This window comes from Posidoniimonas corsicana (assembly GCF_007859765.1).
In the GTDB taxonomy this organism is placed as follows: Bacteria; Planctomycetota; Planctomycetia; order Pirellulales; family Lacipirellulaceae; genus Posidoniimonas; species Posidoniimonas corsicana.
In genome coordinates, this window is the sequence record NZ_SIHJ01000007.1 from 41,973 (window position 1) to 68,166 (window position 26,194).

Genomic DNA, 26,194 nt, shown 5'->3' on the forward strand with positions numbered 1-26,194 from the left:
GGCCGCAAGGAAGCCTTCCACCATGTCTCGCTGCCAAGCATGCCAGAACGAACTTGACCGCGCCCAGGTCGACGCCGGACGCTGCGCGGAGTGCGGCGCCGCCATCCCCGCGTCGGTGCGCCAGCAGCACCTGGCGAGCGACCAGAAGGCCACCGTCGACTCCGCCGAGTCGATCGACCTGGTCATCGAGCCAGACGACCCGGCACCCGCGGACGACCCGAAGCAGACGATCGACATCAGCGAGTCCGACACCCACGCCACGGTCGAGCTGACGCCCGACCAGCCGTCGGCGCCGGCGCCCAAGCACCCCACCATCGACGACCGCATTGACGCTACGGTGGAGTTTGACGCACCGACCGGCAGCGGGCCTGATGCGGCCGCCCGGCAGACGACGCCGGGCGCCGGGGGGGCGGGCTCCACCCACCCGATGCACGCCGACTTCACCATCGACTTCGGCGGCGACGACCCCGACCTCAGCGCCCACATGAGCAGCGAGTGGGGCCTGTCGGTGGCGCCGGAGTTTAAGCAGAACCAAACCATCCGCCAGAGCGGCACGGTCAACGAGTTCATCTCGAAAAACACCCGCAGCTCGCTGCCCGTCAAGAACCGATCGCTCAAGCTCAAGGTCGACGACGAGTCCGGCGAGATGATGCCGCTGGTCCCCGGCGACGTGCCCGACTACGAGCTCCTGGACATGATCGGCCAGGGCGGGATGGGCGTGGTGTACGCCGCGACGCAGTCGTCGATCGCCCGCACCGTGGCGGTCAAGATGTTCAAGCCGGGCGCCAAGGTCACCAACGAGCAGCGGGACAAGTTCATCTCCGAGGCGGTGGTCACCGGCGAGCTTGACCACCCCAACATCGTGCCCATCTACGACATGGGCGCCAACGAGGAGGGGGCGCTCTTCTACTCGATGAAACGCGTCAAGGGCACGCCCTGGGACGATGTCATCGCCAAGAAGTCGCTCGACGAGAACCTCAACATCCTCCTCCGGGTGGCGGACGCGGTCGCGTTTGCTCACGCCGGCGGCGTCGTGCACCGCGACCTCAAGCCCGAGAACGTGATGCTCGGCGACTACGGCGAGGTGCTGGTGATGGACTGGGGCCTGGCCCGCGTCACCAAGGCGTTCCGCAACGCGGGCGCCATCTACCAGGCGGACAGCCTCGGCGGCACGCCCGCCTACATGTCGCCCGAGATGGCCCGCGGCCCGGTCGAAAACATCGACCAACGCAGCGACGTCTACCTGCTGGGCGCCATCCTGTACGAGGTGATCAGCGGCAAGGCGCCGCACTCCGGCCGCGACGTCATGCAGTGCCTAATGGCCGCCGCCAACAACAAGATCGACCCGATCGAGCAGACCGGCGAACTGTTCGAGATCGCCATGCGGGCGATGGCCACCAAGCCGGCGGACCGCTACCAGACCGTCAAGGAGCTGCAGGCCGCCATCCAGCGGTACCAGGCCCACTCCGAGAGCCTGCTGCTCACCGACAACGCCGAGCGGCACCTCGACACGGCACAGCAGAGCACCGACTACCAGTACTATGCGCGGGCGCTGTACGGCTTCCAGGAGGCGATCACCCTCTGGCCCGAGAACGACAAAGCCAAGGGGTTGCTGGAGCAAACCCGGCTGGCCTACGCCGGTTCGGCGCTGGCCAACGAAGACTTTGACCTCGGCGTCTCGCTGCTGGAGGGCGACACGCCCGAGCAGGAGCGGCTGCTCCTGGCTCTGCAGCGCGGCAAGCTGGAACGCGACGCCCGGCAGCGGCGGCTCACCTTTTTCAAGCGTCTGGCCACCGCGGCGCTGGTTGCGATCCTGATCGGCGGCTCCTACTTCACGTACGAGATCCGCAAGCAGCGTAACGTAGCCGTCGAGCAACGCGCAAAAGCCGTGGAGAGCGCTGAGATTGCCGAAGCGGCGCGACTTGTCGCGGAAGACGCACAGCAGAAGGAACGCAAGCAAAAAGAAATCGCAGTAGAAGCACGGGCCGAGGCAGTCGCAAACGAAAAGGAGGCGAAGCGGCAGGAGGGGATCGCCAAGCAGGAAGAGGAGAAGGCGAAAGCCGCGACCAAAGTCGCCGTCGCCGCCAAGGCCGCCGAGGAGTACGAGGCGTACGTCGCCCGCATCGGCCTGGCCGCCGCCAAGATCGACGAGAACGCGTTTGACGCCGCCCGCGAGATCCTCGCCGACTGCCCCCCCACGCTCCGCAACTGGGAGTGGGGCAGGCTGCACTACCTGTGCGGGCTGAGCCCGCAGCGGTTCGAGCACGCCGGGCCGGTCGAGGCCGTGGCCTACTCGCCCGATGGGCGTCAGGTCGCGTCCGGCGACTGGGACGGCCGGCTGATCGTCCGCGACGCGGAAACCCACGAGGAGCTTCTTTCGCAGCAGCTCGCCCAGTACGTCCACTCGGTCGCCTACTCGCCCGACGGGCGGCGGCTGGCGGCCGGCTGCAGCGATGGTTCCATCCACCTGTTTGACGTCAGCAGCGGCGAGCAGGAAACCATGCTCCGCGGCCCGCAGCAGGGCGTGCTGAGCGTCCGCTTCTCGCCCGACGGCCGGCGACTGCTCACCGCCGGCTACGACAGCAAGGCCCGCCTGTGGGATTTGGCCACCGGCCGGCAGCTGCAGACATTCGACGACCATAGCTGGTGGGTCTGGTCCGCCGACTTCTCCGCCGACGGCGCCCAGATCGTCACCGCCAGCCAGGACGGCAAGTCCATCGTCTACCGCCTCGACCCGGTGCAGCGCCGCTACGTGCTGCAAACTGTCTTCGACCAGCACGAGGGCCCGGTCTACTCGGCCGCTTTCTCGCCGGCCGACGGGCGGGTCGCGACCGCCGGCTACGACAACTCGGTCTGCATGTGGTCGCCGTCGATGGTCCAGGCGGCCGACCTGGCCGGGCGCATCGCGGGAGCCGGCGGGGCCGAGCTCGACTATGTCCGCCTGAGCGGCCACCGCGGGCCGGTCCGCGGCGTGGCCTTCTCCGCCGACGGCAAGTACCTGCTGTCGGGCAGCTACGACAACTCGCTCCGCCTGTGGGATGTCGACCAGAACCAGACCCTCAAAACCCTCCGCGGCCACGGGTCGGGCGTCCGCGCGTGCGCATTCGCGCCCGACGGCCGGTGGGCCGCCTCGGGCGGGCAGGACCAGAGCGTGCGGCTGTGGGATATCGCCGGCTACGAGGAGTCGCGGATCCTCCGCGGCCGCGTGCTGAACGACCACTCCGACGCCGTGCTGAGCGCCCGCTTCTCGGCCGACGGCTCGCGGGTGATCACCGCCAGCCGCGACCGCTCCTCCAAGCTGTGGGACGCAGAGAACGGCAGCCTGCTCACCACCTTCCAAGAGGGCCACGAATACCTCGCTTCCAGTGCCGTGTTCTTCGACAACGGCCGCCGCGTGGCGACCGGCGCCGGCGACAACTCCGTCCGCGTGTGGGACGTCGCGGCCGGCGCCGAGCTGTTCGACCTCCGGCCCACCGGCCGCGCCGGCGCTCTGGCTGTTTCGCCCGACGGCCGGTGGATCGCCACCGGCGGCCCCGACAACCAGGCCCGCCTGTGGCCGGCCCGCGACGGCGCCGAGCCGGTCGTGATGTCGGGCCACGCCGAGGAGGTTACCGCCGCCGCGTTCAGTCTCGACGGCGCCCTGGCCGCCACCGGCGACAACCGCGGCGTCATCCGCTTGTGGTCGTTCGACGGCGAGCAGTGGCGCCCCTCGCACGTGATGCAGGGCCACAGCCGCACGATCACCGCGCTGCGATTCGCGGGCGATCGGCTGATCTCCGCCAGCGGCGACAACACCTGCGGGCAGTGGGACCCCGCCACCGGGCAGGAGGACCGCCGGCTGGTGCTCAAGCACCCGGACTGGGTCTCGTCGCTCGACGTTTCTTCCGATGGCCGGCTCGCCGTGACCAGCTGCGAGGACGGCCTGGCCCGCGTCTGGCGGCTGGCCGACGCCAGCCTGCTGGCCGAGCACGCCGGCCCGCTGCAGCCGGTCGCCGAGTCCAACCAGCGCCCCCGCCGCAAGGCCTACACGCACGTCAGCTTCTCGCCCGCCGCTGACCAGGTGCTGCTCACGCTGCCCGCCGACCGGGCCGCGCTCGCGTGGCGCTGGCGCGAAGGCGGCGACCCCCGGCCCGCGCTCGCCGCCGGGCAGCGGCCCAAGCAGCTGTGGGTCGCGGAGTTCGCCGGGTCGGCCGACCGCGTGCTCACCATCGGCGGCAACGACGCCCAGCTGTGGGACGCCCGCCAGCCGCAGCCGGTGGTCAGCTTCAGCCCGCACGGCGCGGTGTCTTCGGCGTCGCTCTCGCCGGACGGCCGCCTGGCCGCGACCGGCAGCTGGGACAACTCGGTTAAGCTGTGGGACACCCAGACGGGCCGCTCCGTCCGCAAGCTCGAGGGCGCGCACCAGGGCTACGTCAACAGCGTGATGTTCTCTCCGATCTCAGACGACGAACTCCTCACCGCCAGCGACGACGGCACGGCCGTGCTCTGGCGTCTCGGCGAGGGCGAACCCCAGCGCAGCGTTCTCCGCGGCCACCGCGGCCGCGTGCTGCAGGCGGTCTACTCGGCCGACGCCCAGCGGGTGCTCACCGCCGGCTCCGACAAGACCGCCCGCCTGTGGGACCGCCAAGGCGCCGAGCTCCAAGTCTTCAATGGGCACGAGTGGGCCGTGCTGGCCTGCGCCATCAGCCCCGACGGCCAGCGCGTCGTGACCGGGAGCCAGGACAACACCGCCATCGTGTGGAGCGTCGAAACCGGTCGGCCGATCGCCACGCTCTCCGGGCACACGGCCAGCGTCACCTCCGTGGCGTTCTCGGCCGACGGCCGCCGCGTGCTGACCGGCAGCCAGGACCGCGCCGCCAAGCTGTGGGACGCCGACACCGGCAAGGAGGTCCTCACCCTCGACGGCCACACCCGCGAGGTGACCAGCGTGGCGTTCTCGCCCGACGGCCGCAGCGCCCTGACCGCCAGCCGCGACGGCGCCGCCATGCTGTGGCTCGCCGAGCCCTGGCAGGGCGAGCCGGTCGCCCTCCGCGGCCTCTAACGCCGGCGCCGCGCCACCGTGGCTAGGCCGCACAGTCCCAGCAGCGCCGCCGCGCACGGCTCCGGCACGATCGGCGTGACCGACTCCCAGTCCAGACCGACCCGCAGTTCGTCGAACGCCATCACGGCGCCGCGTCGGCCGCCCCCCTCGTTGCCGGCCAGCAGCCCCACGCCCGTCTGCGCGATATCCAGCGGGCTGATGCTGTTGTCCAGCACAAACTTGGTCAGGTCCGGCGATCCGGCCAGCCCCTCGGACGTGAGGACCGGGTTGAACCACACCTCGACCAGGTCGGGGATGAAGTTCGGGTCCATCGTGTCCAGGTTGCCGACGGTGATCTTCACCACCACGAACTGCTGGTTGTAGGCGAACGGGATGTCGCTCACGGCGTCATCCACCGGCACGTTCTTCGCCCGCACCTTCCAGCGGTCCAGCGTCGAGTCGCCGTTGTTGCCCACCTGCACGATCTCACCCAGGCGGCCGCCGTTGACAACCGTGTAGTGCGCGTTGCGGGCGTAGTCGTTGGGGGAGAACGCGGTCTGGTCAGGGATGGAGTCGTTGTTGGTGTCGACCGTGAGCGGGTCCGAAACGCCGCGCCGCTCGCCGATGAACGACTGGTAGTAAGAGCCGCCCACGCCCACCACCTCCGTCATATTCGTGGCGCCGAACCCGCTCAGGTCCAGGTTGCGGTACCACTGCGCGTTCCGCGTGCCGCCGGCGTCGTCGGCCGCCAGGCCGTTGAAGTCCACTAGGCCGTAGTTGCCGCTGGTCCGCAGCGCGTTGCCGTTGGCGTCGGTGTAGCCCAGGCCGCCGCCGATGGCCCGCAGGCTGTTCTCGACGCCGTTGCTGCCGTTGCGGACCCACTCGCCGGACCAGCCGCTGCCGGTGTCCGTGCCGGGGCCGAGCCCGATGTCGGTCCCGTCGGCGTAGTCGAACCCCTCGTAAGAAATGAGCTGCGCCGCGGCGGGCGCCGACACGGCCGCGGCCGCGATTGCCAGACAGGTTGCCAGTTTCTTCATGAGGACTCCTCCGGGGTCGATCAGGCCGATGGCGTCGGCGCGGCGGCCCGCGGCGCACGCCGCCTAGCGGCATCGGCGCAACGCACGAGCAACCACCCTGGTCAACGCGACACGGGCGCAGGGGAAAAGACGAAAGCCACAACGCAACAGAAAAGGTCCAGCCGAAACAGCAGCCGGGCAGCGGCGGCGCCGCTGGCCGCTATCGTAGCAACTCCGCTAGTGTTGCAGCGGGCCCGCCGGCCCCCTTTTCAGACGAACGGGGCGCCAGTTCCCGCACGGCCCCGAGCCACCAACCAGGAGCCCCTAACCGTCCCACGACTTTTGTCCCGATTGGCGCTATCGATTTTTAGGGACAAAAGTCGGCCCCCACCCCGAGCCCGCAGGCTCGTTTCACGCTTGTATAGCAGTGTCTTTCGTATGCCTCCCCGCTACAGCCGACCGACTTTTGTCCATCCCTGCGCGCCCATAGGGACAAAAGTCACGCCGGCCGCCGCCGTCCGTCCACGTTGCGGAAGCCCCATTCTTCCCCCGTCGATTCAAGGCCCAAAGAACGCCGCGCGCATCACGCCGCGTACCTTGTTTCTAAGGCGCCAGGTGGCCGGTTTCTACTCGAAAGCGGAGAGAAAACGAGGGCGCAAAACGCGGCTGTGGCTACCAAGATTGCCGCCTGCTGAGCGGCAGGTGGCACTTCGCGGGCGCCACTGTACAGCTTGTCCGGGAGTGCGATGCAGAGTGGCTTGTCGAAGCTCCGAGACAACCATCCCGTGCGTGCCTCGAGAGGTGTTTCGCCGCACAACCCACTCAACGCTGCTTGACGAGCTGACGGTGGCGTATGGCAGGCATGCAACACTTCTTGAATCGACAGTGATGCCCCGCACCAACACTGACGGTACTCTACCGTGACACGGTAGTTGCACTGGCGCCTATCGGGGAGTAGGGTGCTAGGCGCAGCTGGTAGCCAGTTCAAGCCCTCCATTTGCAAAGGAGGCTTTCGATGTGCGTGCTTTATCTGCGCTTTGTGGCTGCTCTAGGGATCGGCATGCTTGGCGGATCGTTTTCCTACGGTCAGCTCGTGCATGGATCGGCCGTCGAATTCCGACAAAGCTACCTTTTTGGTACGCCCGAGACCGACAACGGTTTCACTCTCGGTCTGCCACTCACGGTGTCGGAGTCATACTCTTGGTTCCGCCAGCTCTCTGAAGGGGCGGTCCCTCCGATATACCCAGGGCGACCCATACCAAGTCTTGTTGGAGTTAATTTTACTTTGGCTGAAACGGTTGACTACTTCCTCGTGCAGGAGGGGGACGTCCTAAACGAATCGACCGCGCTGTCCGGGATCTATGAGCAGGTCCAGTTCGAGGGGGTGTCTCCTGTTCCGGTGCCGCCGGTGAAGGTTGCTGATCCGCCACTGCTTGGCACAGGCTTCTCGCACGACTTCTACTTGGGATTGCATGCGCCAAAGATCTACTTGCATACTCAGACCGATATAAATGGATGGGTACACCTTCGAATCACTGAAAACGGTTTCGAGATGCTTGCCAACGCAGTGAACTACGGCGATCCACGAGGCGTTGTCGTTGGGCGGCTTCCGGAACCCAGTTCACTTGCGGTGATGATGGCCGCGAGCCCTCTAATCGTGAAGCGAGGGAGGCGTCCCTATTGCTGCCACATTTAGTGCGCCGGGCGCCACTGTCCGGATTGTCCGGCATTGCGATGCAGAGTGGCTTGTCGAACCTCCAAGGCAATTCTTCCGTGGCGCCTCGGCAGTTTGTCCACCGCATTCATCGCTCAACACTACCAGACGAGCTGGCAGCGGCGCCTGCCGCTAGAGCGGAGCGGTCAAGACCTTTGCACCGAAGCATCCTCGAAAGTGAGTCACGTTGAAGAGACTAGGCCGTTCGTTTCTTCTGGGCGCCGGCACGATTTTTGTGCTGTCGTATTTCTACAACTACTACACCGGCGCCAGTGAAGTCGACGTATGGATCGAGCTAGGGGGAATACTGATCTGGTGCTGTGGCGGCATCGTGGGTTTCTCCTACTGGAGGCATGGCCGAGCGTGACGCAGCGTTTTCCTAGCCAGTTCGGATAGTTCAAAGATGGACTTCCCCATTGCCCTGGCCGCTGCTACTTCCACTCGGGGATCCGCGCCTCGGACGCGAGCGCGTCGAACCGCTCGTTGAGCAGGTTCATGTACGACTCCCGGTCGCCCGTCCACGTGACCGGTTCGCCAACGAAGATGTCGCAGAAGAACGGCACCAGCACCCGCTCGCCACGCGGCAGCGACTTTCCCAGGCCGTGCATAAAGACCGCCGTGACCGGGACCTCCGGGTGGCGTTTCGCCAGGTGCGCGACGCCGGTCTTGAACTCGGCCCGCTGCTCCGGCTGGCCGCGCGAACCCTCGGGGAACAGGACCAGGATCTCGCCCCTCTCCAGCGCGGCGGACAGGTCGCACAGCGGGTCCCGCCGCTCCTTCTTGACGTCCCGCTGCAGAGGGATAATGCCGACAATCTTGGTGGCGAACCACGCCCGCACCGCGTTCTTGAAGAAGTAGTCGGCGGCGGCCACCGGGCGGAGCCGCGGCAGCAGCCGCAGCGGGAACAGGCTCATCAGCGCGAACGCGTCGAGGTGGCTGTTGTGGTTGGCGACCACAATGGCCGGCCCGCCCCGCGGCAGCAGCTCGTGCCGGCGGATGTTCAGGCCGAGCACGATCAGCACCACCGGCCGCACGACCAGCAGGAAGAACAGGTAGCGGAGCGTGTGGTTCACGGCCGCGGGCCCGGGGGTTGCCGTCAGTACAGGAAGAAGACGTAGTGGAAGATCAGCGGAGCGGTGTAGATGAGGCTGTCGATGCGGTCGAGCACGCCGCCGTGCCCCGGCAGCGTCGAGCCGGAGTCCTTGACGCCCAGGTCGCGCTTGAGCATCGAGATCGCGAGGTCGCCCACGAAGCCGGCGACGCCGATGATCAGCCCGGCCCCGGCCGCCGTCTGCCACGTGAACAGCGTGATGGCGGGGCCCAGCAGCATCGCGAGCGCGGCGGTGGTCGCCGCTCCCCCAACGAAACCGACAACGGTCTTGCCGGGGCTCACTTTGGGGGCGATCTTTCGCCGGCCGAGCGACTTGCCCCACAGGAACTGCGCAATGTCGTTCACCTCGGTCATCAGCACCAGGAAGACCAGCAGCCCCGCGCCCGGGTGCAGCGCGCCGGCCTCGCTGGGCCACGCCGGTTCGAGCCGGGTCACGTCGCGCGGCTGGAACATCAGCAGCAACGCCGCGTGGGACAGGCAGAACACGGTGGTCATCAGACCCCAGTGCAGCGTCCCGTAGGCGCGCAGGTAGCCCTCGGTCTCGCCGATCATCAGCATCCGCACCGGCAGGAACAGAAAGATATAGACCGGGATAAACACGATCACCACGCCGTACCAGTCGAGGTAGACCATCGCGTACTGGGCGGGGATGACCAGGTAGGCCCAGAACAGCACGCGGCGGTCGGCGCGGCGGGTGGGGATCAGCGACAGCAACTCCTTGAACGCCAGGTAGCTGACGAACGCGAAGAAGAAGATGGCGAACGCGTACCCCATCCACAGCGTGGCGGCGAACAGCACCACAATCATCCACCAGGTGCGGACGCGGTCGCGGAGCTCGGCGGAGTCCTTGTCCGGCTTCAGTTTGGCCAGCGTCACCGTGACGGCGGACGCGAACACCAGGCAGGCGAACACCGCGGCCAGCGTCCAGTTGACCTCGACGGGGAGTTCCGAGAACAGCATCAGGAAGGCTCCGACTGCTTCATGAACGAAGCGATCCGTCGCAGGCGTCGAACGGCCGTCACCACGCCTCCCACCACGATCAGCAGCAGCGCGAGGGCCATCACCCCGTGGCCGCCGTCGTGGGCCGGGGTCCAGGCCGCTGGCAGCACGCCCAGCAGAACCGCCGCCAGCGTGACGACCGCCATCCGTTGCTGCTTGGCCATCGGACCGACAAACACCTGTCCCGCGCCGACGCCCGCTCCAATCGCCCGCACGTAGGCGACAAACAGCGCCACCACCGCGGCCAGGTAGCCCATCCAGGGCGACGCGCCCACCGCGTACCCGGCGCCCACCAGGATCGCGGTGTCCGACACCCGGTCGGGGACCTCGTTGTACAGCTCGCCCACCGCCGATTTCTTGCCGCCCTCGATCGCCACCATGCCGTCGAGCAGGTTGGCGATCAGCCGCAGCTGCACCAGGGCGGCCGCCGCCAGCCAGCAGGCCCGCTGCCCGGCGGAGAACGCGTCGGTGCGGGAGGTCAGCGCCAGGCAGGCACCGGCGCCGCAGCCGAACACCATGCTGGAGACCGAAATCGCGTTGGGCGTCACGCCGGCGTCGGCGATCCGCGCGGCGAGTTTCTCGAACAACGTCCACCGCCGCACCGCCAGCGGCCGCCGGTTGCTGGTCTCGAGGTCGGCCATGGTTACTTCCCCATCAGATACATGCCGAGCATCAGCACCGCCATGCCAAGGATGTTGATCGGCTTGATGGGGGCGCCGTAGGCGGCCAGGCCGATCAGCGCGGCGAAGATGAACGTGCTCGCGTACACCGGGTAGAGCACGGACAACGCGCCGCCCTTCTTGAACGCGGCGACGAACAACACCATCACCCCGATGTAGCAGACCACGCCCCCCAGGATCCGCGGGTTGAGCAGGTAGCTGCTTAGCGACCCGCCCGACGTGTCGGCCCCCGACTTGTACAAGAACTGCCCCACCGCGCCGAGAATCGACGCAAGGAGGAACAGCAGGATCGACACGACCGGCGTCTGCATTGCGGATGGCGCCCGTAGACAGCAAGAGACCCGAAGACAACAAGAGACATGAGGAGAGAAGCGGTCGCCCTCGCGGCCGCCCCCAGCGAGGGTACTCCGCGGAATCGCCCTTCGTCAACTAGCTGGGCCTTGCGCGGGACGCCAGTTCGGACTCGCCACAGGCCGCGTTTCCCGCTTGCCGCCCGGAGCGGCGCATCGCTATAACGCGTGCTCTCCCTCCCACCGGCCTACCACACCTCTGATGACCCCGGCATGAGCACCGACGCCGAACGTGTCGACCCCGCGCCCGCGGCGCCGATTGAGCGGCGGCCCAGCCGCGCTAGGCTGATCCTCAAACGGGTAGCGCTCGGGTTGATGCTGTACGTGGCCGTGGCGTACCTGGCGTTGCCGTTCGCCTGGGAGTGGTACGCCCACGACCACCCCCGGTTCGATGACAGCCCGCGGCTCACCAAGACGCACGACGGGCACCCGGGCGACCCGTTGAACGTGGCGCTCGTGGGGTCGCGCGAGGACATCGAGCGGGTCATGGCCGCCGCTAAGTGGTACGCGGCCGCGCCGCTCGGCTTCCGCAGCGACCTGAAGATCGCCGCCGACACGGTTCTCAAGCGGGCGTACGACCAGGCGCCGGTCAGCCGGCTGTACCTGTTCGGGAGGAAGGAGGACCTGGCCTACGAGCAGCCGGTCGGCAAGGACCCGCGGCAGCGGAACCACGTGCGGCTCTGGAAGATGGACGAGACTACCGCCGATGGCCGCCAGAAGTGGATCGGCGCCGCCTCGTACGACGAGCGGGTCGGCCTCAGCCGCACCACTGGGCAGATCACGCACCACATTGCGCCGGAGGTGGACCAGGAGCGCGACCACCTGTTCGCCGATCTGGAGGAGACCGGGCTGCTTGAGGACCGCCAGGTCGTGCCGGGGTTCCATCAGACGCTCGAGGGCCGCAACGGCGGTGGCGACCCCTGGCGGACGGACGGCGCTCTGTGGGTCGGCGTGATCAAAGCGTCGCGGCCGCAGGATTAGCGCCGCGGCAATTGCTAGGCCCCGCCGGCGTCGGCCGCTGACCGCCGCTGGTGCGCGACGAACACGGCGCGGCACACGTACGCGGCCACCGTAGCGACCAGCAACGCCAGCCCGTGTCGGGCGACCATCTCCGGGTAGAGCGACCCGTTGCCGTGCTGCCAGCGGGCCAGCTCCTCGGGGAGGTGCGACAGCAGCGTGAAGCCGACCGGCGACCAGGACGAGCCGGTCTTCAGGCAGACCACGGCGAACGTCGCGAAGCCGACCCAGAACGCGCGGTCGGCGCCGCGGTTGAGCACCGCCAGCAGCACGGCCGCCGCCAACGCGAACGCCACGACCGTTCCCGACGCGGCGGCCCAGGCGGCGCCGCCGGAAGCAAACGCCGTGCAGAACAACGCGGTGGCCGCCATCAGCACGAACAGCGGGATCAGACGGAAGCGGAACAGCGGCTCCCTGGCGACAGACGGCGCGGCGGGCGGTCCGGGGGCGCCGTTGGTCGGGGCGCCGACGGCGACTGACTTGCCCGGATCGGCGGGCGCCCATTCCACCGCCGCCGGGTCGCGCTGCCTGGGCACGTTGTGGGGGGCGAGTCGGGGCGCCCACTCGCTCGCGCGGCGTGGCATGCCGCGGGCCTGCAACGCCTCAATCAGGCTGCTGATCTTCGACTCCAGGTCGGCCGGGTCGTTCTGCAGCAACGGGTCTTGGTGGGTTGGGGTGGGCATTGCTTCGAATCCGTGTGTGGTCGTGCGCCTGATTGTCTGAGAGCGGGCGGGTGGCGGATCAGTTCTGGCTCAGGCCGGCGGCGTGGTCGCCGTACACCCACAGGCTGCGGTGCACGCCGCGGAGCGCCGCCGGGTCGCTCAGCAGGGCGCGCTGGTCATCAACGTCGGGCTCCCCGTCGGCGCCGCTGCGGGCCCAGGCGACCATCCGCTTGACCGACTGGGCGGGCGCGGCCTGGATGGAACGGGTGGCGTGCAACGCCAGGATGTGGTCCTGAATCTGCCGGCCGTCACGGAGGAAGTCGCGGAACCGCGGCGTGCAGTCCTGGTCGATCCGCTTCGCCGCGGCCAGGCAGTCACGGAAGCGCGTGACAATCGGCGGCGGCAAGGCCTCCTCAGGCGACTGCAGCAGGCCCGTTCGGCGCACCAGCCGCCCGAGCCGCGAGCTGCTGATCGCCACCGATAGCGGTATCGAAAGCACCAGCCCGAGCAGGATCGGCGACAGCCACAGCAGCAGCGCCGGCGACACGAACGCCGCCAACGCGGCGGCGGCCAAGCCGACGGCCGTCTGTCGCCAGTGCACCAGCGTCGCTTCGCGCCAGGTCACGCCCGCGGTGTCGCGGCACTGCGTGCTCCAGCCGACGCAGGCGCCGGTCAGCGTAGTGATGACAAACACGGTGTGGAACGCCATCAGGATGGGGGCCGCGAGCATCGAGATCAGGAACTCGATCACGGTGCTCGCCAGCAGGCGTCCGAACCCGCCGAAGCCGCGCAGCGTCTGTCGGTCGCGGACGGCGAGCGTCAGCCCGTAGAGCCGGGGCAGGATCAGCAGCCCCATCACAAAGGCGAACAGCCCGAGCCCCACGCCCCCGACCAGGCCCGCCGCGGCGCCGTCGAGGAACGCGAGCGGGCTGAGCAGCAGGAACGCCAGCCAGACCGGAGAGCTGCCGTAGCACGCTACGCCGGCCGCAAAGTGGACGCGGCTGGTGAACGGGATGTCTCGGCTCACCACCAGCCGCGCGTGCTGCAGGTTGCCCTGGCACCAGCGGCGGTCCCGGACGGCGTACTCGGGCAGCGTGTTGGGGCTCTGCTCGTAGCCGCCCAGTAGGTCCCAGGCGAGCTGCACCTTGTAGCCCGCGCGGCGGATCAGCGCGGCCTCGACGAAGTCGTGGCTGAGGATCTGCCCGCCCAGCGGCGGCGCGCCGGGCAGGTCGGGCAGCCCGCAGTGTTCGACAAACGCCCGCGTGCGGATGATGGCATTGTGGCCCCAGTAGTTGCCGCCGTCGGCGACCACGTACGACAGCCCGCGCGTGAGGGCGGGGCCGCACAGGCGGCAGACGAACTGCTGGCAACGCGACAGCACCGACTCGCTGCCCAGCGGCAGCGGCGGCGTCTGGAGGATGCCGAGCTTGGGGTCGGCGTCCATGCGGCGGGCCATCTCGACGAACAGGCTGCCCTCGATCAGGCTGTCCGCGTCCAGCACCAGCATGTAGTCGTAGGCGCCGCCCCAGCGGCGGCAGAAGTCGGCGATGTTGCCCGCCTTCTTGCCGACGTTCTGCGTGCGGTGCCGGTAGTAGACGTGCGGCGCTCCGTCGAGCTCGTTGGTGAGCAGCCGCAGCCGGCGTTCCTCCTCGAGCCAGACGGCCGGGTCGGTCGAGTCGCTCAGCACGAAGAAGTCAAACCGGTCGGCCTGGCCGGTCTGGGCCAGCGAGCCGATCATCGCCCGCAGGCCCGAGAACACCAGCCGCGGGTCCTCGTTGTAGGTCGGCAGCAGCACCGCGGTGCGGGTCGCGGGCTGGCCGGGCGGCACGTTCGTGTCGTCGGTGTGGGCCGGTTGGACGGACGGCTCACGGAGCAGCAGCACCGCGCCGATGGTCGCGATCACCGTCCATAGCAGCATCCAGCTCGTGAGCCCGAAGAAGATGCCCGCCACCATCACGTCGGCCAGGTCGACCGAGTGGGGCGTGATCAGGCGCCAGAACACCGCGGTGAGCGTCGCGGCCATCACGGCGGTCGCCGCCAGCACCGCGCCGCACCGCCATCCGGTGGAGGGGTCTGCAGAGGTATCCATGGGTAGCGTCTCCGGGAGTGCGTTGGGCAACGCACACGCCTGTGAGGAACGAACAGCGCCTGAGACAAATTGGTGAAGACAGCGGCAGTTAGCGTTGCGCCTCGGGCGCCATTCGCGCGGGCGCCGCGAGTGACTGCAGCAGCGATCTCCAGTGCTCGGGGTCGGCCACCGGGTGCAGCTCGCCCAGCGCCTGCGGCGGCATCACCGCGGGGCGTTCCTCCGGCGCCACGTTGCGGCCGGCCAGCGTGTCGGCGTCCCGTTGCAGGCGGTGACGCTCCAGCTGGTCCATCGCGACGCCCAGCGCGCCGTGCTCGAGCCTGCGAGCAGAGGGGGACTCCTCGCCGATCTCGGCCAGCGCCGCCTCGACGCAGCGGCGGGCGAACCTAGCTAGCAGGTCGGGGTCGCGGACGCCGTGCGCCCGGGCGTAGTCGGCGACTAGCGAGTGCGCCGCGGTGCGCAGCGGATCCGCGGCCGCGCTGGGCGTGGTGTCGAACACCGAACTCTCAGACAGCCCGGGGGCCGCGACGCTGTGAGTTTCTACTATTCCCATCGGTAGCTCCAAATCTCTGAAACCGGTTCGCCTGCTTGTTCAAGCCGTAGTTGCACACGCGATGCCGCTTTGCTGTGCGGGCGGTAAGAAAACGTTGCTTCCACCTGGTCTGGTCCGGATTGCCGGATTCTGAGGTTGGTGACCTCGCCATCAGGCGCCTCGACCCTGGGCGCTAGGCGATCGACCGAAACGCCGGCCAACGCGCCTGGTTGTTCGAAACGCACCACGGCCTCTCCCGAACCGCCGTCGACCTGATCCGCCAGCACCGCCACCGGCTTGCGGCCGAGCGGCGGCTGGTCGCCGAAGGTGAGCTGGTAATCGAAGGAGATCGGCGCGTCCGGGGGCAACGCGTCCTGATCGAGCACCCAGTACGCGCCGATGCTGTCCACCCCTTCGTGGGGGCAGGGCAGCTCCAGCAGTTCCACGCGGCCGCCCTGCCAGGCGGGGCCGCCGTCGGTGTTCACCCACACGCTGGGACGCAGGTGGTAGCGTGCTTCCGGATCGTTGTAGTGGTCGGGGTCTCGGTCACGCTGGAGCAGGCCGAAGCCGTGCAGCGTCTCAACGGGCCAGCTCTCGACACGCGGGTCTGACGGGTTCATCAAACGCCGCCAGACCCACTCGTCGGTGTCGCGATGGATGAGCAGACCGTCGGAGTCGTGCACCTCCGGCCGGTGTTCGCCCTCGGGCTGCGAAGCCGCGTCCCACATCCACATGCTGGTGATCGGGGCTAGCGCCAGCTTCTGGATGCCGTGCCTCCGCCAGACCTTGGCGTGCACGTCAACGCGGAGCTGCTCGCCGGGGTGAGCGCGGAACTCGTAAGCTCCGACCACGCCCGGACTCTCCAGCAGCGCCCACACGACCTGCGTGTCGCCGCCGCGCGATGGGCGTTCGACCCAGAAGTCGGTGAAGCGGGGGAACTCTTCCGGGCGGGGCAGGCCGATGTCGATCGCCAGCCCGCGGGCCGACGCGCCGTACCAGTCGCCGGCGCCGATGCCGCGGAAGTAGCTTGCGCCTAAGAACGCCAGGTACTCGGTGGGGTGTTCGTTGCCGGGCAGACGCGTCAGCAGACGCAGGCCGGCGAACCCGCCGCCCGACGCGTCGCGGAGCGGTTGGGCGTCGCCGCGGAACTGGAACCACTCGCCGCTGTAGGGGAGCGCGCGGGCCTGGCCGTCCTCGACCGTGTGCACGCGGACCGGGTGCTGGTAGAGGAAGCCCGCCGGGAAGAACTCGACCCAGGTCGGCGAGTCGGCGTCACGCCATAAGGCGCGTTCATGCCGCTGGGCGATGAGCCGGTAGGAGTCGTAGTCGAGGTCCAAGAAGTCGGGCCCGACTTTACTGGGGGGCTCGTGAGGGGCGGACGCGAGCTCGGCGGCGAGCGACTCGAGCCGCTCGCGGTTGAACTCCTCCGCGGCGCTGTGGGCCGGAGTTAGCGCTAGCCCAATGACTGCGCACAGCAGCAGCCCTCCACTTGCGGTCTCGGTCACGGCGTAACTCCTGAATGCGTGTCGCCTTGGATTCGGAACCGACCCATTCCGCCAAGGGACTCGGTCAACGGGTGTCCGCCTCCGGAGCATAAAGCACTTCCGGCGCCAATCGCCGTTTTGTGCGCCGAACGCCGCGTTTCTCCCGATTCCGGGCCCGCTTTGCGGTCCCTGCGACAGCGGCCGCCGCATCCCATAGGTGAACGCCGCCGGATCAGCGTGGCAGGAGCCCGAGCAGCGCGGAGGGTGGTCTCGATGTAACCAATGCCCGCGAAGCGGTATTAGGTGTGGGCTTGCGGCACGTTTTTTCTGATTCCTGGCGGCGCTGCCCGAGCCCATTCCGGCCGCCGCTCCGCGCCCCGACCGCCCCTGGCGGTCCGTTCTGCCGCGGATCTGCAGGAAACCCAGTGACACCCACACAGGCACGCATGATCACCCGATTCCGCACGTTGATGTCTCCGTCTTGGTTCTTGTGGATCGCCGCCGCCGCGATGATCACCTCGCAGGCAGGCGTCCACGCCGCGACGCCCGACGCGACCACCGAGGAGGTCGCCGCCGAGCACCTGGTCGAGGTGACCGCCGAGGGGGGCAAGTACCGCATCTCGATCGACACGTCCGGCTCGCCGGAGCTCTCCACCTGGGCCAAGCAGGAACTGGCGCCGGTGCTTCAGGAGTGGTACCCGACCATCGTGCACATGCTGCCGAGCAAGGACTACGATCCGCCGCAGGAGGTGGAGATCAAGATCAGCGACGACATCGAAGGCGTTGCGTACGCGTTCGGCAACCAGGTGCGCGGCAACGGCAACTGGTATAAGCGCAACCTGGAGGGCGAGGCCAAGGGGTCGCTGGTCCACGAGCTGGTGCACGTGGTGCAGCAGTACGGCCGTGGACGCCGCGGCAGCAAGCCGGGCTGGCTGGTCGAGGGCATCCCCGACTACATCCGCTGGTTCCTGTACGAGCCCGAGTCGGGCGGTGCGTTGATCACCGCCGACCGCGCGGACCGCGCCCGGCACGACGCCAGCTACCGCACCAGCGCGAACTTCATCAACTGGGTCTGCAACAGCTACGGCCAGAGCCTGGTGCCCAAGCTCAACGCCCGAATCCGCAACGGCGAGTACACGGTCGAGTTCTGGGAGGAGTACACCGGCAAGCCGCTCGACGAGCTGGCCGCCGCCTGGAAGGAGTCGCTGCAGGCCGGCGCCGACGAGCAGCCCGCCGGCACGGACGCTCCAGAAAATGTCAACCAGCTCACCGACGAAGAGAAATCCGAGGGCTGGAAGCTGCTGTTCAACGGCGCCGACACCGAGGGTTGGCACAGCTTCAAGCGTGACGAGGTGATGCCGGGCTGGCAGGTGAAGGACGGCAAGCTGGTCTGCGCCGACCCCCGCAACGCCGGCGACCTCTGCACCGACGACTCGTACGAGTGGTTCGAACTGAAGCTGGAGTACAACATCTCGCAGGGCGGAAACAGCGGCATCATGTTCCACGTCACGAACGAGGGCGGCGCCGCCTGGGCCACCGGCCCCGAGTTCCAGCTCGAGGACAACATGGAGGCCCACGACCCCACCCGCTGCGGCTGGCTGTACGCGCTGTACCAGCCGCCCACCGACCCCGACACCGACCACCCGATCGACTCCACGCTGCCGGCCGGGCAGTGGAACCAGGTGCGGCTGCTGATCGCGCCAGACGGGTGCGTGCACGAGATCAACGGCGTGAAGTACCTGGAGTACCAGCTCGGCAGCGACGAGTTCAAGGAACGGGTCGCGGCGAGCAAGTTCGCCAGCATGCCGCTGTTCGCCAAGCCCGCCAAGGGGATGGTCGCGCTGCAGGGCGACCACGGCGTGGTGTCGTTCCGCAATGTCAAGATCCGACCGATTACCGAGTAGCAAGAGACCCATCGCCCGGCGGTCGTGGCGGACCGACCGCCGGGCTCCTTCCCGCAGGCGTCCCTCCAACCGGTCGTTTCTGAACGGCCCCCCTCCGCGTCCCCCCGTTGACTGCACCCCGGCTCCTGCTCCGACGCCGCGCGTCGGAGCTTTGCGTCGGCGGTGCGCGCTGGCCGGGGCCCTCGCTTCGCGTCTGATGCTTGTTCCGGAGGTGTCCCTGAAGGCGGCAGGAACCCATCCATGAATCGTCACCCTTTGAATGCAGAGAGACTAGTTTCATGAGAGTCTTCACCCCCGCCGTGTTGGCCGCGGCGCTCCTGGCCGGCCCCGTGCAGGCCGAGCTGACGCCGATCGCCGCCACCGGCTACACGCACGACTTCATCCTCAACGGCGATGCGCCGTACGACACGGCCGTGACCGGCACGATGGACGGCGGCCTGGACCAGTTCGAGAACTGGACCTGGGTCGAGGCCGGGGAGTACACCAACCCCGATGGCGACCTGCAGACCTACCAGGGGCTGACCGCCGGCGTGCAGAACAGCCTGACCGGCACGGGCACCTTTGTGCTGCAGGACTTCAGCGCGAACAACGTTGTGGCGCTCGACGGTGGGGCCTCCGGCACGCTCACCCTCGACACGCCCGCCGCGTACGAGGCGATCGCCCTGTACGGCGCGTCGGGGTTCGGCGCCAAGACCGCCGACGTCCTGCTGACGTTCGACGACGCGTCCACCGCGATGTTTACGGTCGCCTCGGGCACGGGGATCGGGACCGACTGGTTCAACACTAGCCCGGACAAGGCGCTGGTGGTGGGCGGTCGGTCGGCCAACAAGAGCGAGGAGGGCTACACCCGCCTGTTCTACGGCGAGGACGACCGGATCGGCATCAACGAGTCGCTGTTCGTCCTCGGCGCTGCCGACCAGGCCAAGCTGCTGGCGTCGGTGACCATCACCAACACCGGGGGCAACCGGATGGCGGTGTTCGCGATCTCCGGCGGGACCCTGCCGGTCCCCGAGCCCGCCGCGGCCGGTCTGCTGGCGCTGGGCGCCGCCGCGCTGGCGGGGCGCCGCCTCCCACATGGGGGCGGCGCCCTTTTTCTGTTGTCAGGGAACCAATCGCGGGCGGGCCGCGTCGGAAGGAAGAGAGCACCTGGGCAGGCCGTTGGCCTGCTGATTCCCCTAATCCCGACCCGCGGAACGGTCCCATGGCAACTCGCACTCTGCTGCCGCTGCTGGCGGCGTTCACCCTGTCCGCCCAGCCGTTGGCCTACGCTGCGCAGGACGAAACAAAGCCCGCGCCCCGCCCACGCATCGAGCTGGCGCTGCTGCTAGACACCAGCAGCAGCATGAGCGGCCTGATCAACCAGGCGCAGACCAAGCTGTGGAAGATCGTGGGCGAGTTCGAAACCGCCAAACGCAACGGCCAGCACGCCGACGTGTACGTCGCGCTGTACGAGTACGGCAACAGCCGGCTGTCGAACGATTCGGGCTACATCCGTCAGGTCACGCCGCTCACACGTGACCTGGATAAGATCTCCGAGGAGCTGTTCGCGCTGACCACCAGCGGCGGCAGCGAGCACTGCGGCCAGGTGATCGCCCGGGCGGTGGACGAGCTGGAGTGGAGCGGCGAGGGGCCTGCGCTGCGCTCGATCTTCATCGCCGGAAACGAGCCCTTCACGCAGGGCCCGGTCGACTACCACCAGGCGTGCCACGCGGCGGCCAACAAGAACATCACCGTCAGCACCATCCACTGCGGCGGCTACGAGCAGGGCGTATCGGGCATGTGGGCCGACGGGGCCAAGCTGGCCGACGGCAGCTACATGCACATCGACCACAACAGCAAGCAGCCGCACATCGCCGCGCCGCAGGACCAGCAGCTGGCCGAATTGAACACGCGACTCAACGCCACGTACCGCGCGTACGGCGCGGCCCCGGCCCGCGAGGAGGCCCTCGGGCGGCAGCGGGCGCAGGACGCCAACGCGCTGGCGGCCGCCCCCGCCGCGGCCGCGAGCCGCGCGGTGGCGAAGGCGGGCCGGCTGTACAACAACGCCGCCTGGGACCTGGTTGACGCGGTCAGCGAGAAGAAGGTCGACCTGTCAAAGATCGAGCAGGAAGAGCTGCCCGAGGAACTCCGCGGACTATCCGCCAAGGAGCTGGGCGGCCGGATCGCCGAGCTGAGCAAGCAGCGGCAGGACGTGCAGGCCAAGATCAAGAAGCTGGCCGCGGAGCGGGCCAAGTTTGTCGCCGACGAGCGCGCCAAGCTGGCCGACAACGGCGGCGCCACGCTGGACGACGCGATCGTCGAGGCGGTCCGCGCGCAGGCGGCGCGTCAGTCGTTCGAGTTCGGCGAGTGAGGCTGCGCAGCCTCGCGCGGCGGCAGGCCCGGCGTGGGGGGGATCTCGCCGCGGATCAGCCGGCCGCCCTGACCCACCAGCCACAGGTAGTGGTCCGATGGCAGGCCCTCGTAATCGAGGAAGCGGGACTCGCCCTCCGGCGGTTGGTTGGTGCACTTGAAGATGGCGGTCGCCTCGTCGACCTCGTCGAACATCGCCTGGTAGACCATCGTGGCGCCGGCCAGGCGCAGCTGGCGGAACTGTTCCCACAGGAACCGTCCGCCGAGCCGGGGCGTCGCGCCCAGCGGCGTGTCCGGGCGCATGTTGTGCCAGCTGAAACCCGGGAACACGACCGGCAGGTAGTCGAGCCGCTGCTCGCGGCACCACTGGAGGTCGGGCCGCCAGACCTCTGCGGCGATGCGTTCCGCCTCCTCCGGGGTGCGGAACCGGCCGACCATCCAGGGGCTGACAATGTCGGCCGATCGCAGGATGTCGTGCAGCCGCTCGTCGGGCAGGCAGTCGCGGCTGAGCGTCCGCCAGTAGGTCGGCACGCCCAGCATCACGCACGCTCCACCGTACTCGGGGTCGTTCGCGAGGAAGTCGATCAGCCGGGCGCACTCCTCCAGGGTGTAGCGGCGGTTGTCGTTGAAGCCCACGCCCCACACCGCCACCACCGGCTTGCCGTTGTGGCGTAGGTACGCCTGGTCGGCCGGGTCGTGCGCAATGCGGGCGCGGTCCACCAGCTGCTTCCAGTCGTCGATGACGGTTTGCGTCCCGCCCTCGGGGAGCCCGGACAGGTCGTACATCACGGCCCACGCGCGGCCGTGGCGGTTGGCGCCGGCGCGGCAGTTGGAAAGCACGCGGTTGAAGTGGTGAAGGCCCGCCGCGCCGCGGACCTCGACGCCGAACCGCTGCACAAAGACGCCGTCGATGCCGTGGTCGGCCATCCACTGGAAGTGCAGGTCGACCGTCGCGGCGTCCAGCGGGCTGTAGACCTGGGCGGGCTCTCCGGAGGGCAGCTTAAAGGGCGTGTCGTACCGCAGGTCGGACGGCAGCTCCGACACGTCGGGCCACAGGTCGATCGAGCAGGCGCCGGGCTCAAACCGGCCGCCCCGCCCCCAGTGATGCCAACCGCGGCCGGCGCCGTCGCCCGGGCAGGTGAACCAGCCCTGGTAGCCGCACATCACCTTACCGGTGAGCGTCGTAGGGTCCACGCCATGGTTGCTCGGCCCGGCGAACGGGGCGAGCGTCCGCCGCAGCACCTCCCCGCGGGACACGCCCGGGGTCATGCGGAAGGCGTCGTCGGGGTCTGCGGCGGAGAGCGGTGCGCCGCCCATGAAGAGCAGCAGGCAGGACAAGCAGATGGCTGAGAATCGCATCGGCGGGCGGGGAGTGGGGGAGGGGAGGGATGAGCAGGCGATTATTCTACCGCGCTCAACCACGCTCTGCGTGCTAAATCCCCCCGGCCTCGTCGCCCCGCTGGCGGGCCTTGTTCTTCAGCAGCCGCCACTGCAGCAGCTGCACGAACGTGGCGAACCCCATCGGCAGGTAGATGTACGCCTTGGGCACCTCGTGGTGGAACGCCTCGAGCATCAGCACGATGCCGATGGTGATGAGGAACGACAGCGCAAGGATCTTGAACGTCGGGTTCTGGATCACGAACTCGCCCACCGGGCCCGCGGCGAACAGCAGCACCACGAACGACAAGATCACCGCCAGCGCGATGGTCAGCAGGTGGTCGGTCAGGCCGACCGCCGTGATCACCGAGTCGAGCGCGAACACCATGTCCAGCACGATGATCATCGCGATCGCCGACGCCATCTCCTTGCGAGGGCTGGCCCGCTCGACCGGCTCCTCCTCGATGAGTTCGACGGTGAAGTGGATCTCGCGGACCGCCTTCCACATCAAAAACGCGCCGCCGCCCAGCAGGATCAGGTCCCGCACCGACATGCGCAGCAGCACCGGGTCGGTCAGCGACAGCACCCACGAGAAGCCGGCGACCATGATCAGCCGGGCCACGAGCGCCAGCCCGAGCCCGATGATCCTCGCCCGCCGGCGGGCTTCGGCCGGCAGCTTCGACACGATGATCGAGATCACCACAATGTTGTCGACGCCCAGCACCAGTTCCAGGGCGATGAGCAGGAGCAGCGTGGCGATGAAATCGGGCATCCGGGCTTGGGGGATCGAGGGTGAATGGTGTGAGGACGCTGCCGCCCTGTGCTAGCGCCGGACGGCTCTGCAATGATAGCGCGGGGCGCGCCCGCGGCGAGCGGACCCGCCCTGCGGCGCGAGTTTTTTTCCTCGCCGGGCCGCGTTTGCTGATTGCCCGCCGGTAGATGGTCGTTTACCGTGGCGGGCGAGTGCAAGGCGGAAACCCTCTTCGGCGGCCGGTCGTTCGCGCCGGCGGCGTGTGACTCTTCTGGAGAGCGTCTAATGATCAGGCAACCGGGGCGTCGCTGCGCAGCGGTCGCGCTACTCATCGTCCTGCTTTCGATCCCATCCGCGAGATCTTGGGCGGACTCCTTCAGCTTGGATTCGGCGCCGTCTCTAGCTGGGTCGGTGGGCGATGGCGCCGAGGACGAGTTTGACCTGGTGCCGGCGGGGCCGTTGGCGCCATCGCCGTCGCTAGGGTCGCCGTTCCTTGACGGCGCGATGTACACGGGGTCGGTGGCCGGCGCTGCCCACACGCCCAACGGCAACACGATCGACGCGTTCTCCACGAATCACTTTCTGCGGCGGCTGCCGGCGTCCGCGAACATGAAGCTGGACTTCAGCATCGACCGCATCAGCACCGGCGCGGCCGGATCGGCGTCGGCCGCACAGGCGGCCCTGTCGCAGCAGGCGGGGGACATCTACCGGTCGTCGTCGGCGTTTATCAACCCCGCGGTGTTTGTCGGCACGCTTGGCGTCGGCTCGTACGCGGGCCCGCTGGCGAGCGCCGGCAAGGGAGGCTCGAACAAGCTGCTGATCGACGAGTCGGCCTTCGGGCTTCTGTCCGGCGGCGCGGTGGTTCCGGCCGGCGCAGGCGCCGGTCCCGTGGGCCAGGGCACCCACGACAATGTGGACGCCTACGACCGCCGGTCCGCGACGACGCCGGCCGGCTCGCCCGGCGCGGTCTACTCGCAGCACAGCTACTTCGCGATCGCCCCAAGCGAGGCGATCACGGTAGGCGCCTCCGCGGCGGACATCTTCGACACCGCGGCGCTCACGCCCGGCACCTCGCCGATTCCTTACGCGTCGGCGCTGAGCATGGGGCTCGACCTCAACGGCAGGAATACCGACTCGATCGACGCCCTTGTGATGTTCGACGCCGGATTGGTGGGGGGCGCCACCAGTGGCGGTCCGGGGGCGGAAGCCGGCCGCGACTACGCGCTGTTCAGCCTCGCGCCGGGGTCCGAGACGCTCGGCGCGCTGGCTTCGCTAGGGATTTCGGCCGGTGACGTGTTCTTCACGGACTTCTCCGGGTCGTTTGCCGTGTACGCGTTCGCCGCGGACCTGGGCCTGCCGAGCGGGATGGCCTCGTTCCCGTTCCAGAACCAGTCGAACATCGACGCGCTGGAGATCGCCGTCGTGCCCGAGCCCGCCGCGGCGGTGTTGCTGGCGGTGGGCGGTCTTGCCCTTGGCGTGCGGCGGCGCGACGCGTAGCCGCCACGGCCACCGAGGCTTGCGACCTTGCGGTCGGCGCTAATTATCGATGCTGTCGCTAACGCGGAAGTAGCCGAAGTCGGCGTGCCCGCCCGGCGACTTGGTCGCGAAGTTGAACAACGCGAAGCGGTAGCCCATGAAGTGCGGCAGCGTGTACTCCATGGACAGCGGGGCGCCGATGCTTTCCCAAGACTCTCCGTCCAGGCTGTAGGCGAAGTCGCCCTTGTCGGCGCGGTCCTTGAAGTCGCACGACGCCCTCAGGTAGACCACCGGCTGATCCAGCGGCAGGCGGGCGAGCACCCGTGGCTGGTCGTCCTCGGCCGCGACCGCGACGATCGACTTCGCATCGCCCTCCACTTGCACGCCCACCCAGCCGTACTTCCGCTGCAGCAGGGCGAGCCCGGCGGAGTCGCCGTCCGCCATGCCGGACGCGTCCAGCGCGACCGTGGCCGAGCACTCGGGCCCGAACGTCCGCTGGGTGAGCGTGTTGCGCGTGTCTACCAGGCCGCTGTCAACGCGGCCGGATGTCAGACGCAGCCAGCCGGGACGCTCGGTGAGCGACCAGAGGTTTTCCACCGGGTTGTGGTTCCACTGCCAGGCGAGCGGCAGCGGCGGGTCACCGGTCGAGCGGTCAAACTCGTCCGAGTCGACAATGCCCGTCAGGCCGTCCGGGTCGGCGGGCAGGTCGAGCGTGCGCGGCGCCTTGCCGTCGACGCCGTGGATGGGCCAGCCGTCCATCCACCGGACCGGGACCAGCCAGGGCGTGCGCCCCACCGCGCCGTGGTCCTGGAAGATGAACGCGTACCAGTCGCCCTCGGGCGTGTCGACAATCGTGCCCTGCGCGACGCCCTGGTCGTGCAGCGCGACGCGTCCCTCGTAGGGGCCGGTGATCTTGTCGGCGCGGTGCACGATCTGGGTGCGCATATCGCCCCGCGGCCAAGTGATGTTGAACAGGTAGTAGCGGCCGTTGTGCTTGATCATCTGCGACCCCTCGGCCCGCAGCCCAACCCTGCCGCCCGCCACCGCGCTGGCGTTGGGGATGATCACCCGGTCGACGCCCCCCGGCTTGATCGCGGACGCGTCGGGAGTGAGCTCGATCAGGCGGATGTCGCCGCCGGCGTGGATCATGTAGACGCGGCCGTCGTCGTCGAAGAACAGCGAGTTGTCGTGCAGCATCGGCCGGAACGACGACTTCTTCCACGGCCCCTTCTCGATGTCGCGGGTCGTGTAGACGTACGTCTTGCCAGTGGTGCCGGAGAAGGTCGCCAGGTAGTAGACGCCGTCGTGCAGGCGGAGGCTGCTGGCCCACGACCCAGCCCCGTAGGCGCTCTTGCCGTCCTCCAGGTTTAGCGCGTCGACGTCATCGAGCGTGTCGTACGCATAGCCGACGAGCTTCCAGTCGACCAAATCGTGCGACTTCATGATCGGCACGCCGGGCGACATGTGCATCGTCGTGCTGCTCATGTAGTACGCGTCGCCGACGCGGAGGATCGCCATGTCCGGCACGTCGGCCCAGATGATAGGATTCTGCGCGTGGCCTGCAGGCTCTGTCGCGGGGGCTGCGTGAACGACAGTGAGCAGAAGGAGGACTGATCTGGAGTAGGTGAGGTGCATGGAGTCGGGCCAAACAGCTGATTGAATTCTG

The 26,194-nt window shown here is 68.6% G+C and carries 19 protein-coding genes; 7 read left to right on the forward strand and 12 right to left on the reverse strand.

The annotated features are described in order from the left end of the window. Positions 1-22 precede the first annotated feature (22 nt). Entirely contained in the window at positions 23-5,041 is a 5,019-nt protein-coding gene (locus KOR34_RS25355; protein WP_146568947.1) for a protein kinase domain-containing protein, read from the forward strand. Here KOR34_RS25355 and KOR34_RS25360 read toward each other — a convergent pair. Next, positions 5,038-6,057: a hypothetical protein gene (locus tag KOR34_RS25360; RefSeq protein WP_146568948.1), complete on the reverse strand. Its 1,020-nt coding sequence runs from the start codon at positions 6,055-6,057 to the stop codon at positions 5,038-5,040. The genes KOR34_RS25355 and KOR34_RS25360 overlap by 4 nt on opposite strands. A 994-nt stretch (positions 6,058-7,051) precedes the next feature. On the opposite strand from KOR34_RS25360, the gene KOR34_RS25365 reads away from it, so the two are divergent. After that, positions 7,052-7,732: a hypothetical protein gene (locus KOR34_RS25365; RefSeq protein WP_146568949.1), complete on the forward strand. Its 681-nt coding sequence runs from the start codon at positions 7,052-7,054 to the stop codon at positions 7,730-7,732. A 449-nt stretch (positions 7,733-8,181) separates the two neighbouring features. Here KOR34_RS25365 and KOR34_RS25370 read toward each other — a convergent pair whose 3' ends face one another. From KOR34_RS25370 to KOR34_RS25385, 4 genes are read right to left on the reverse strand one after another with little or no spacing between them, the layout of a single operon-like run. Then, complete coding sequence (locus KOR34_RS25370) at positions 8,182-8,823, reverse strand: lysophospholipid acyltransferase family protein (RefSeq protein WP_146568950.1); 642 nt, start codon at positions 8,821-8,823, stop codon at positions 8,182-8,184. Positions 8,824-8,846: 23 nt separating this feature from the next. Next, complete coding sequence (locus tag KOR34_RS25375) at positions 8,847-9,821, reverse strand: phosphatidate cytidylyltransferase (RefSeq protein ID WP_146568951.1); 975 nt, start codon at positions 9,819-9,821, stop codon at positions 8,847-8,849. Continuing rightward, complete coding sequence (locus KOR34_RS25380) at positions 9,821-10,501, reverse strand: CDP-alcohol phosphatidyltransferase family protein (protein ID WP_146568952.1); 681 nt, start codon at positions 10,499-10,501, stop codon at positions 9,821-9,823. Before KOR34_RS25380 ends, KOR34_RS25375 begins: the two co-directional genes overlap by 1 nt. Positions 10,502-10,503: 2 nt before the next feature. Next, entirely contained in the window at positions 10,504-10,851 is a 348-nt protein-coding gene (locus tag KOR34_RS25385) for a hypothetical protein (RefSeq protein ID WP_197531740.1), read from the reverse strand. A gap of 252 nt (positions 10,852-11,103) precedes the next feature. Here KOR34_RS25385 and KOR34_RS25390 point away from each other — a divergent pair, with 252 nt between their 5' ends. Further along, positions 11,104-11,871, forward strand: a complete 768-nt coding sequence (locus tag KOR34_RS25390) for an LssY C-terminal domain-containing protein (RefSeq protein WP_146568953.1) — start codon at positions 11,104-11,106, stop codon at positions 11,869-11,871. A gap of 14 nt (positions 11,872-11,885) precedes the next feature. On the opposite strand, the gene KOR34_RS25395 is transcribed toward KOR34_RS25390, so the two are convergent. From KOR34_RS25395 to KOR34_RS25410, 4 genes are all read right to left on the reverse strand, one after another. Then, on the reverse strand, positions 11,886-12,590 hold the full coding sequence (locus KOR34_RS25395; RefSeq protein ID WP_146568954.1) for a hypothetical protein: 705 nt from the start codon (positions 12,588-12,590) through the stop codon (positions 11,886-11,888). 58 nt (positions 12,591-12,648) lie between these two features. Continuing rightward, positions 12,649-14,658: a glucans biosynthesis glucosyltransferase MdoH gene (gene mdoH, locus KOR34_RS25400; RefSeq protein WP_146568955.1), complete on the reverse strand. Its 2,010-nt coding sequence runs from the start codon at positions 14,656-14,658 to the stop codon at positions 12,649-12,651. An 88-nt stretch (positions 14,659-14,746) separates the two neighbouring features. Then, positions 14,747-15,208 (reverse strand): hypothetical protein, encoded by a 462-nt coding sequence (locus KOR34_RS25405; protein WP_146568956.1) that lies wholly within the window; start codon positions 15,206-15,208, stop codon positions 14,747-14,749. Then, positions 15,199-16,692, reverse strand: a complete 1,494-nt coding sequence (locus tag KOR34_RS25410; RefSeq protein ID WP_197531741.1) for a glucan biosynthesis protein — start codon at positions 16,690-16,692, stop codon at positions 15,199-15,201. The genes KOR34_RS25405 and KOR34_RS25410 overlap by 10 nt, the downstream gene beginning before the upstream one ends. A 425-nt stretch (positions 16,693-17,117) precedes the next feature. Here KOR34_RS25410 and KOR34_RS25415 point away from each other — a divergent pair, with 425 nt between their 5' ends. The 3 genes from KOR34_RS25415 to KOR34_RS25420 all read left to right on the forward strand — a co-directional run bounded on the left by KOR34_RS25415 (position 17,118) and on the right by KOR34_RS25420 (position 20,925). Continuing rightward, positions 17,118-18,575, forward strand: coding sequence for a family 16 glycoside hydrolase (locus tag KOR34_RS25415; RefSeq protein ID WP_146568958.1), 1,458 nt, complete (start codon positions 17,118-17,120; stop codon positions 18,573-18,575). A gap of 278 nt (positions 18,576-18,853) precedes the next feature. Further along, positions 18,854-19,903 carry a hypothetical protein gene (locus tag KOR34_RS27260; RefSeq protein ID WP_228714767.1) on the forward strand — a complete coding sequence of 350 codons (1,050 nt, stop codon included), beginning with the start codon at positions 18,854-18,856 and terminating at the stop codon, positions 19,901-19,903. A gap of 14 nt (positions 19,904-19,917) precedes the next feature. Then, a complete protein-coding gene (locus KOR34_RS25420) occupies positions 19,918-20,925 on the forward strand; it encodes a hypothetical protein (protein ID WP_261342704.1) in 1,008 nt (335 codons plus the stop codon). Here KOR34_RS25420 and KOR34_RS25425 read toward each other — a convergent pair. Beyond that, on the reverse strand, positions 20,901-22,283 hold the full coding sequence (locus KOR34_RS25425; protein ID WP_197531742.1) for a glycoside hydrolase family 71/99-like protein: 1,383 nt from the start codon (positions 22,281-22,283) through the stop codon (positions 20,901-20,903). The genes KOR34_RS25420 and KOR34_RS25425 overlap by 25 nt on opposite strands. Positions 22,284-22,356: 73 nt before the next feature. Beyond that, complete coding sequence (locus KOR34_RS25430; protein WP_146568960.1) at positions 22,357-23,073, reverse strand: TerC family protein; 717 nt, start codon at positions 23,071-23,073, stop codon at positions 22,357-22,359. A gap of 264 nt (positions 23,074-23,337) precedes the next feature. Here KOR34_RS25430 and KOR34_RS25435 point away from each other — a divergent pair, with 264 nt between their 5' ends. Beyond that, positions 23,338-24,549 carry a PEP-CTERM sorting domain-containing protein gene (locus KOR34_RS25435; RefSeq protein WP_146568961.1) on the forward strand — a complete coding sequence of 404 codons (1,212 nt, stop codon included), beginning with the start codon at positions 23,338-23,340 and terminating at the stop codon, positions 24,547-24,549. A gap of 39 nt (positions 24,550-24,588) precedes the next feature. Here the strand turns inward: KOR34_RS25435 and KOR34_RS25440 are convergent, their stop codons facing one another. Then, positions 24,589-26,163, reverse strand: coding sequence for a glycoside hydrolase family 43 protein (locus KOR34_RS25440; RefSeq protein ID WP_146568962.1), 1,575 nt, complete (start codon positions 26,161-26,163; stop codon positions 24,589-24,591). Positions 26,164-26,194 lie beyond the last annotated feature (31 nt).

Bases quoted from the DNA above. Each gene is read 5' to 3' on its own strand.
- KOR34_RS25355 (WP_146568947.1), top strand. From the start codon at position 23: ATGTCTCGCTGCCAAGCATGCCAGAACGAACTTGACCGCGCCCAGGTC.
- KOR34_RS25360 (WP_146568948.1), bottom strand. From the start codon at position 6,057: ATGAAGAAACTGGCAACCTGTCTGGCAATCGCGGCCGCGGCCGTGTCG.
- KOR34_RS25365 (WP_146568949.1), top strand. From the start codon at position 7,052: ATGTGCGTGCTTTATCTGCGCTTTGTGGCTGCTCTAGGGATCGGCATG.
- KOR34_RS25375 (WP_146568951.1), bottom strand. From the start codon at position 9,821: ATGCTGTTCTCGGAACTCCCCGTCGAGGTCAACTGGACGCTGGCCGCG.
- KOR34_RS25380 (WP_146568952.1), bottom strand. From the start codon at position 10,501: ATGGCCGACCTCGAGACCAGCAACCGGCGGCCGCTGGCGGTGCGGCGG.
- KOR34_RS25385 (WP_197531740.1), bottom strand. From the start codon at position 10,851: ATGCAGACGCCGGTCGTGTCGATCCTGCTGTTCCTCCTTGCGTCGATT.
- KOR34_RS25390 (WP_146568953.1), top strand. From the start codon at position 11,104: ATGAGCACCGACGCCGAACGTGTCGACCCCGCGCCCGCGGCGCCGATT.
- KOR34_RS25395 (WP_146568954.1), bottom strand. From the start codon at position 12,590: ATGCCCACCCCAACCCACCAAGACCCGTTGCTGCAGAACGACCCGGCC.
- mdoH (WP_146568955.1), bottom strand. From the start codon at position 14,658: ATGGATACCTCTGCAGACCCCTCCACCGGATGGCGGTGCGGCGCGGTG.
- KOR34_RS25405 (WP_146568956.1), bottom strand. From the start codon at position 15,208: ATGGGAATAGTAGAAACTCACAGCGTCGCGGCCCCCGGGCTGTCTGAG.
- KOR34_RS25415 (WP_146568958.1), top strand. From the start codon at position 17,118: ATGATCACCCGATTCCGCACGTTGATGTCTCCGTCTTGGTTCTTGTGG.
- KOR34_RS27260 (WP_228714767.1), top strand. From the start codon at position 18,854: ATGAGAGTCTTCACCCCCGCCGTGTTGGCCGCGGCGCTCCTGGCCGGC.
- KOR34_RS25420 (WP_261342704.1), top strand. From the start codon at position 19,918: ATGAGCGGCCTGATCAACCAGGCGCAGACCAAGCTGTGGAAGATCGTG.
- KOR34_RS25425 (WP_197531742.1), bottom strand. From the start codon at position 22,283: ATGCGATTCTCAGCCATCTGCTTGTCCTGCCTGCTGCTCTTCATGGGC.
- KOR34_RS25430 (WP_146568960.1), bottom strand. From the start codon at position 23,073: ATGCCCGATTTCATCGCCACGCTGCTCCTGCTCATCGCCCTGGAACTG.
- KOR34_RS25435 (WP_146568961.1), top strand. From the start codon at position 23,338: ATGATCAGGCAACCGGGGCGTCGCTGCGCAGCGGTCGCGCTACTCATC.
- KOR34_RS25440 (WP_146568962.1), bottom strand. From the start codon at position 26,163: ATGCACCTCACCTACTCCAGATCAGTCCTCCTTCTGCTCACTGTCGTT.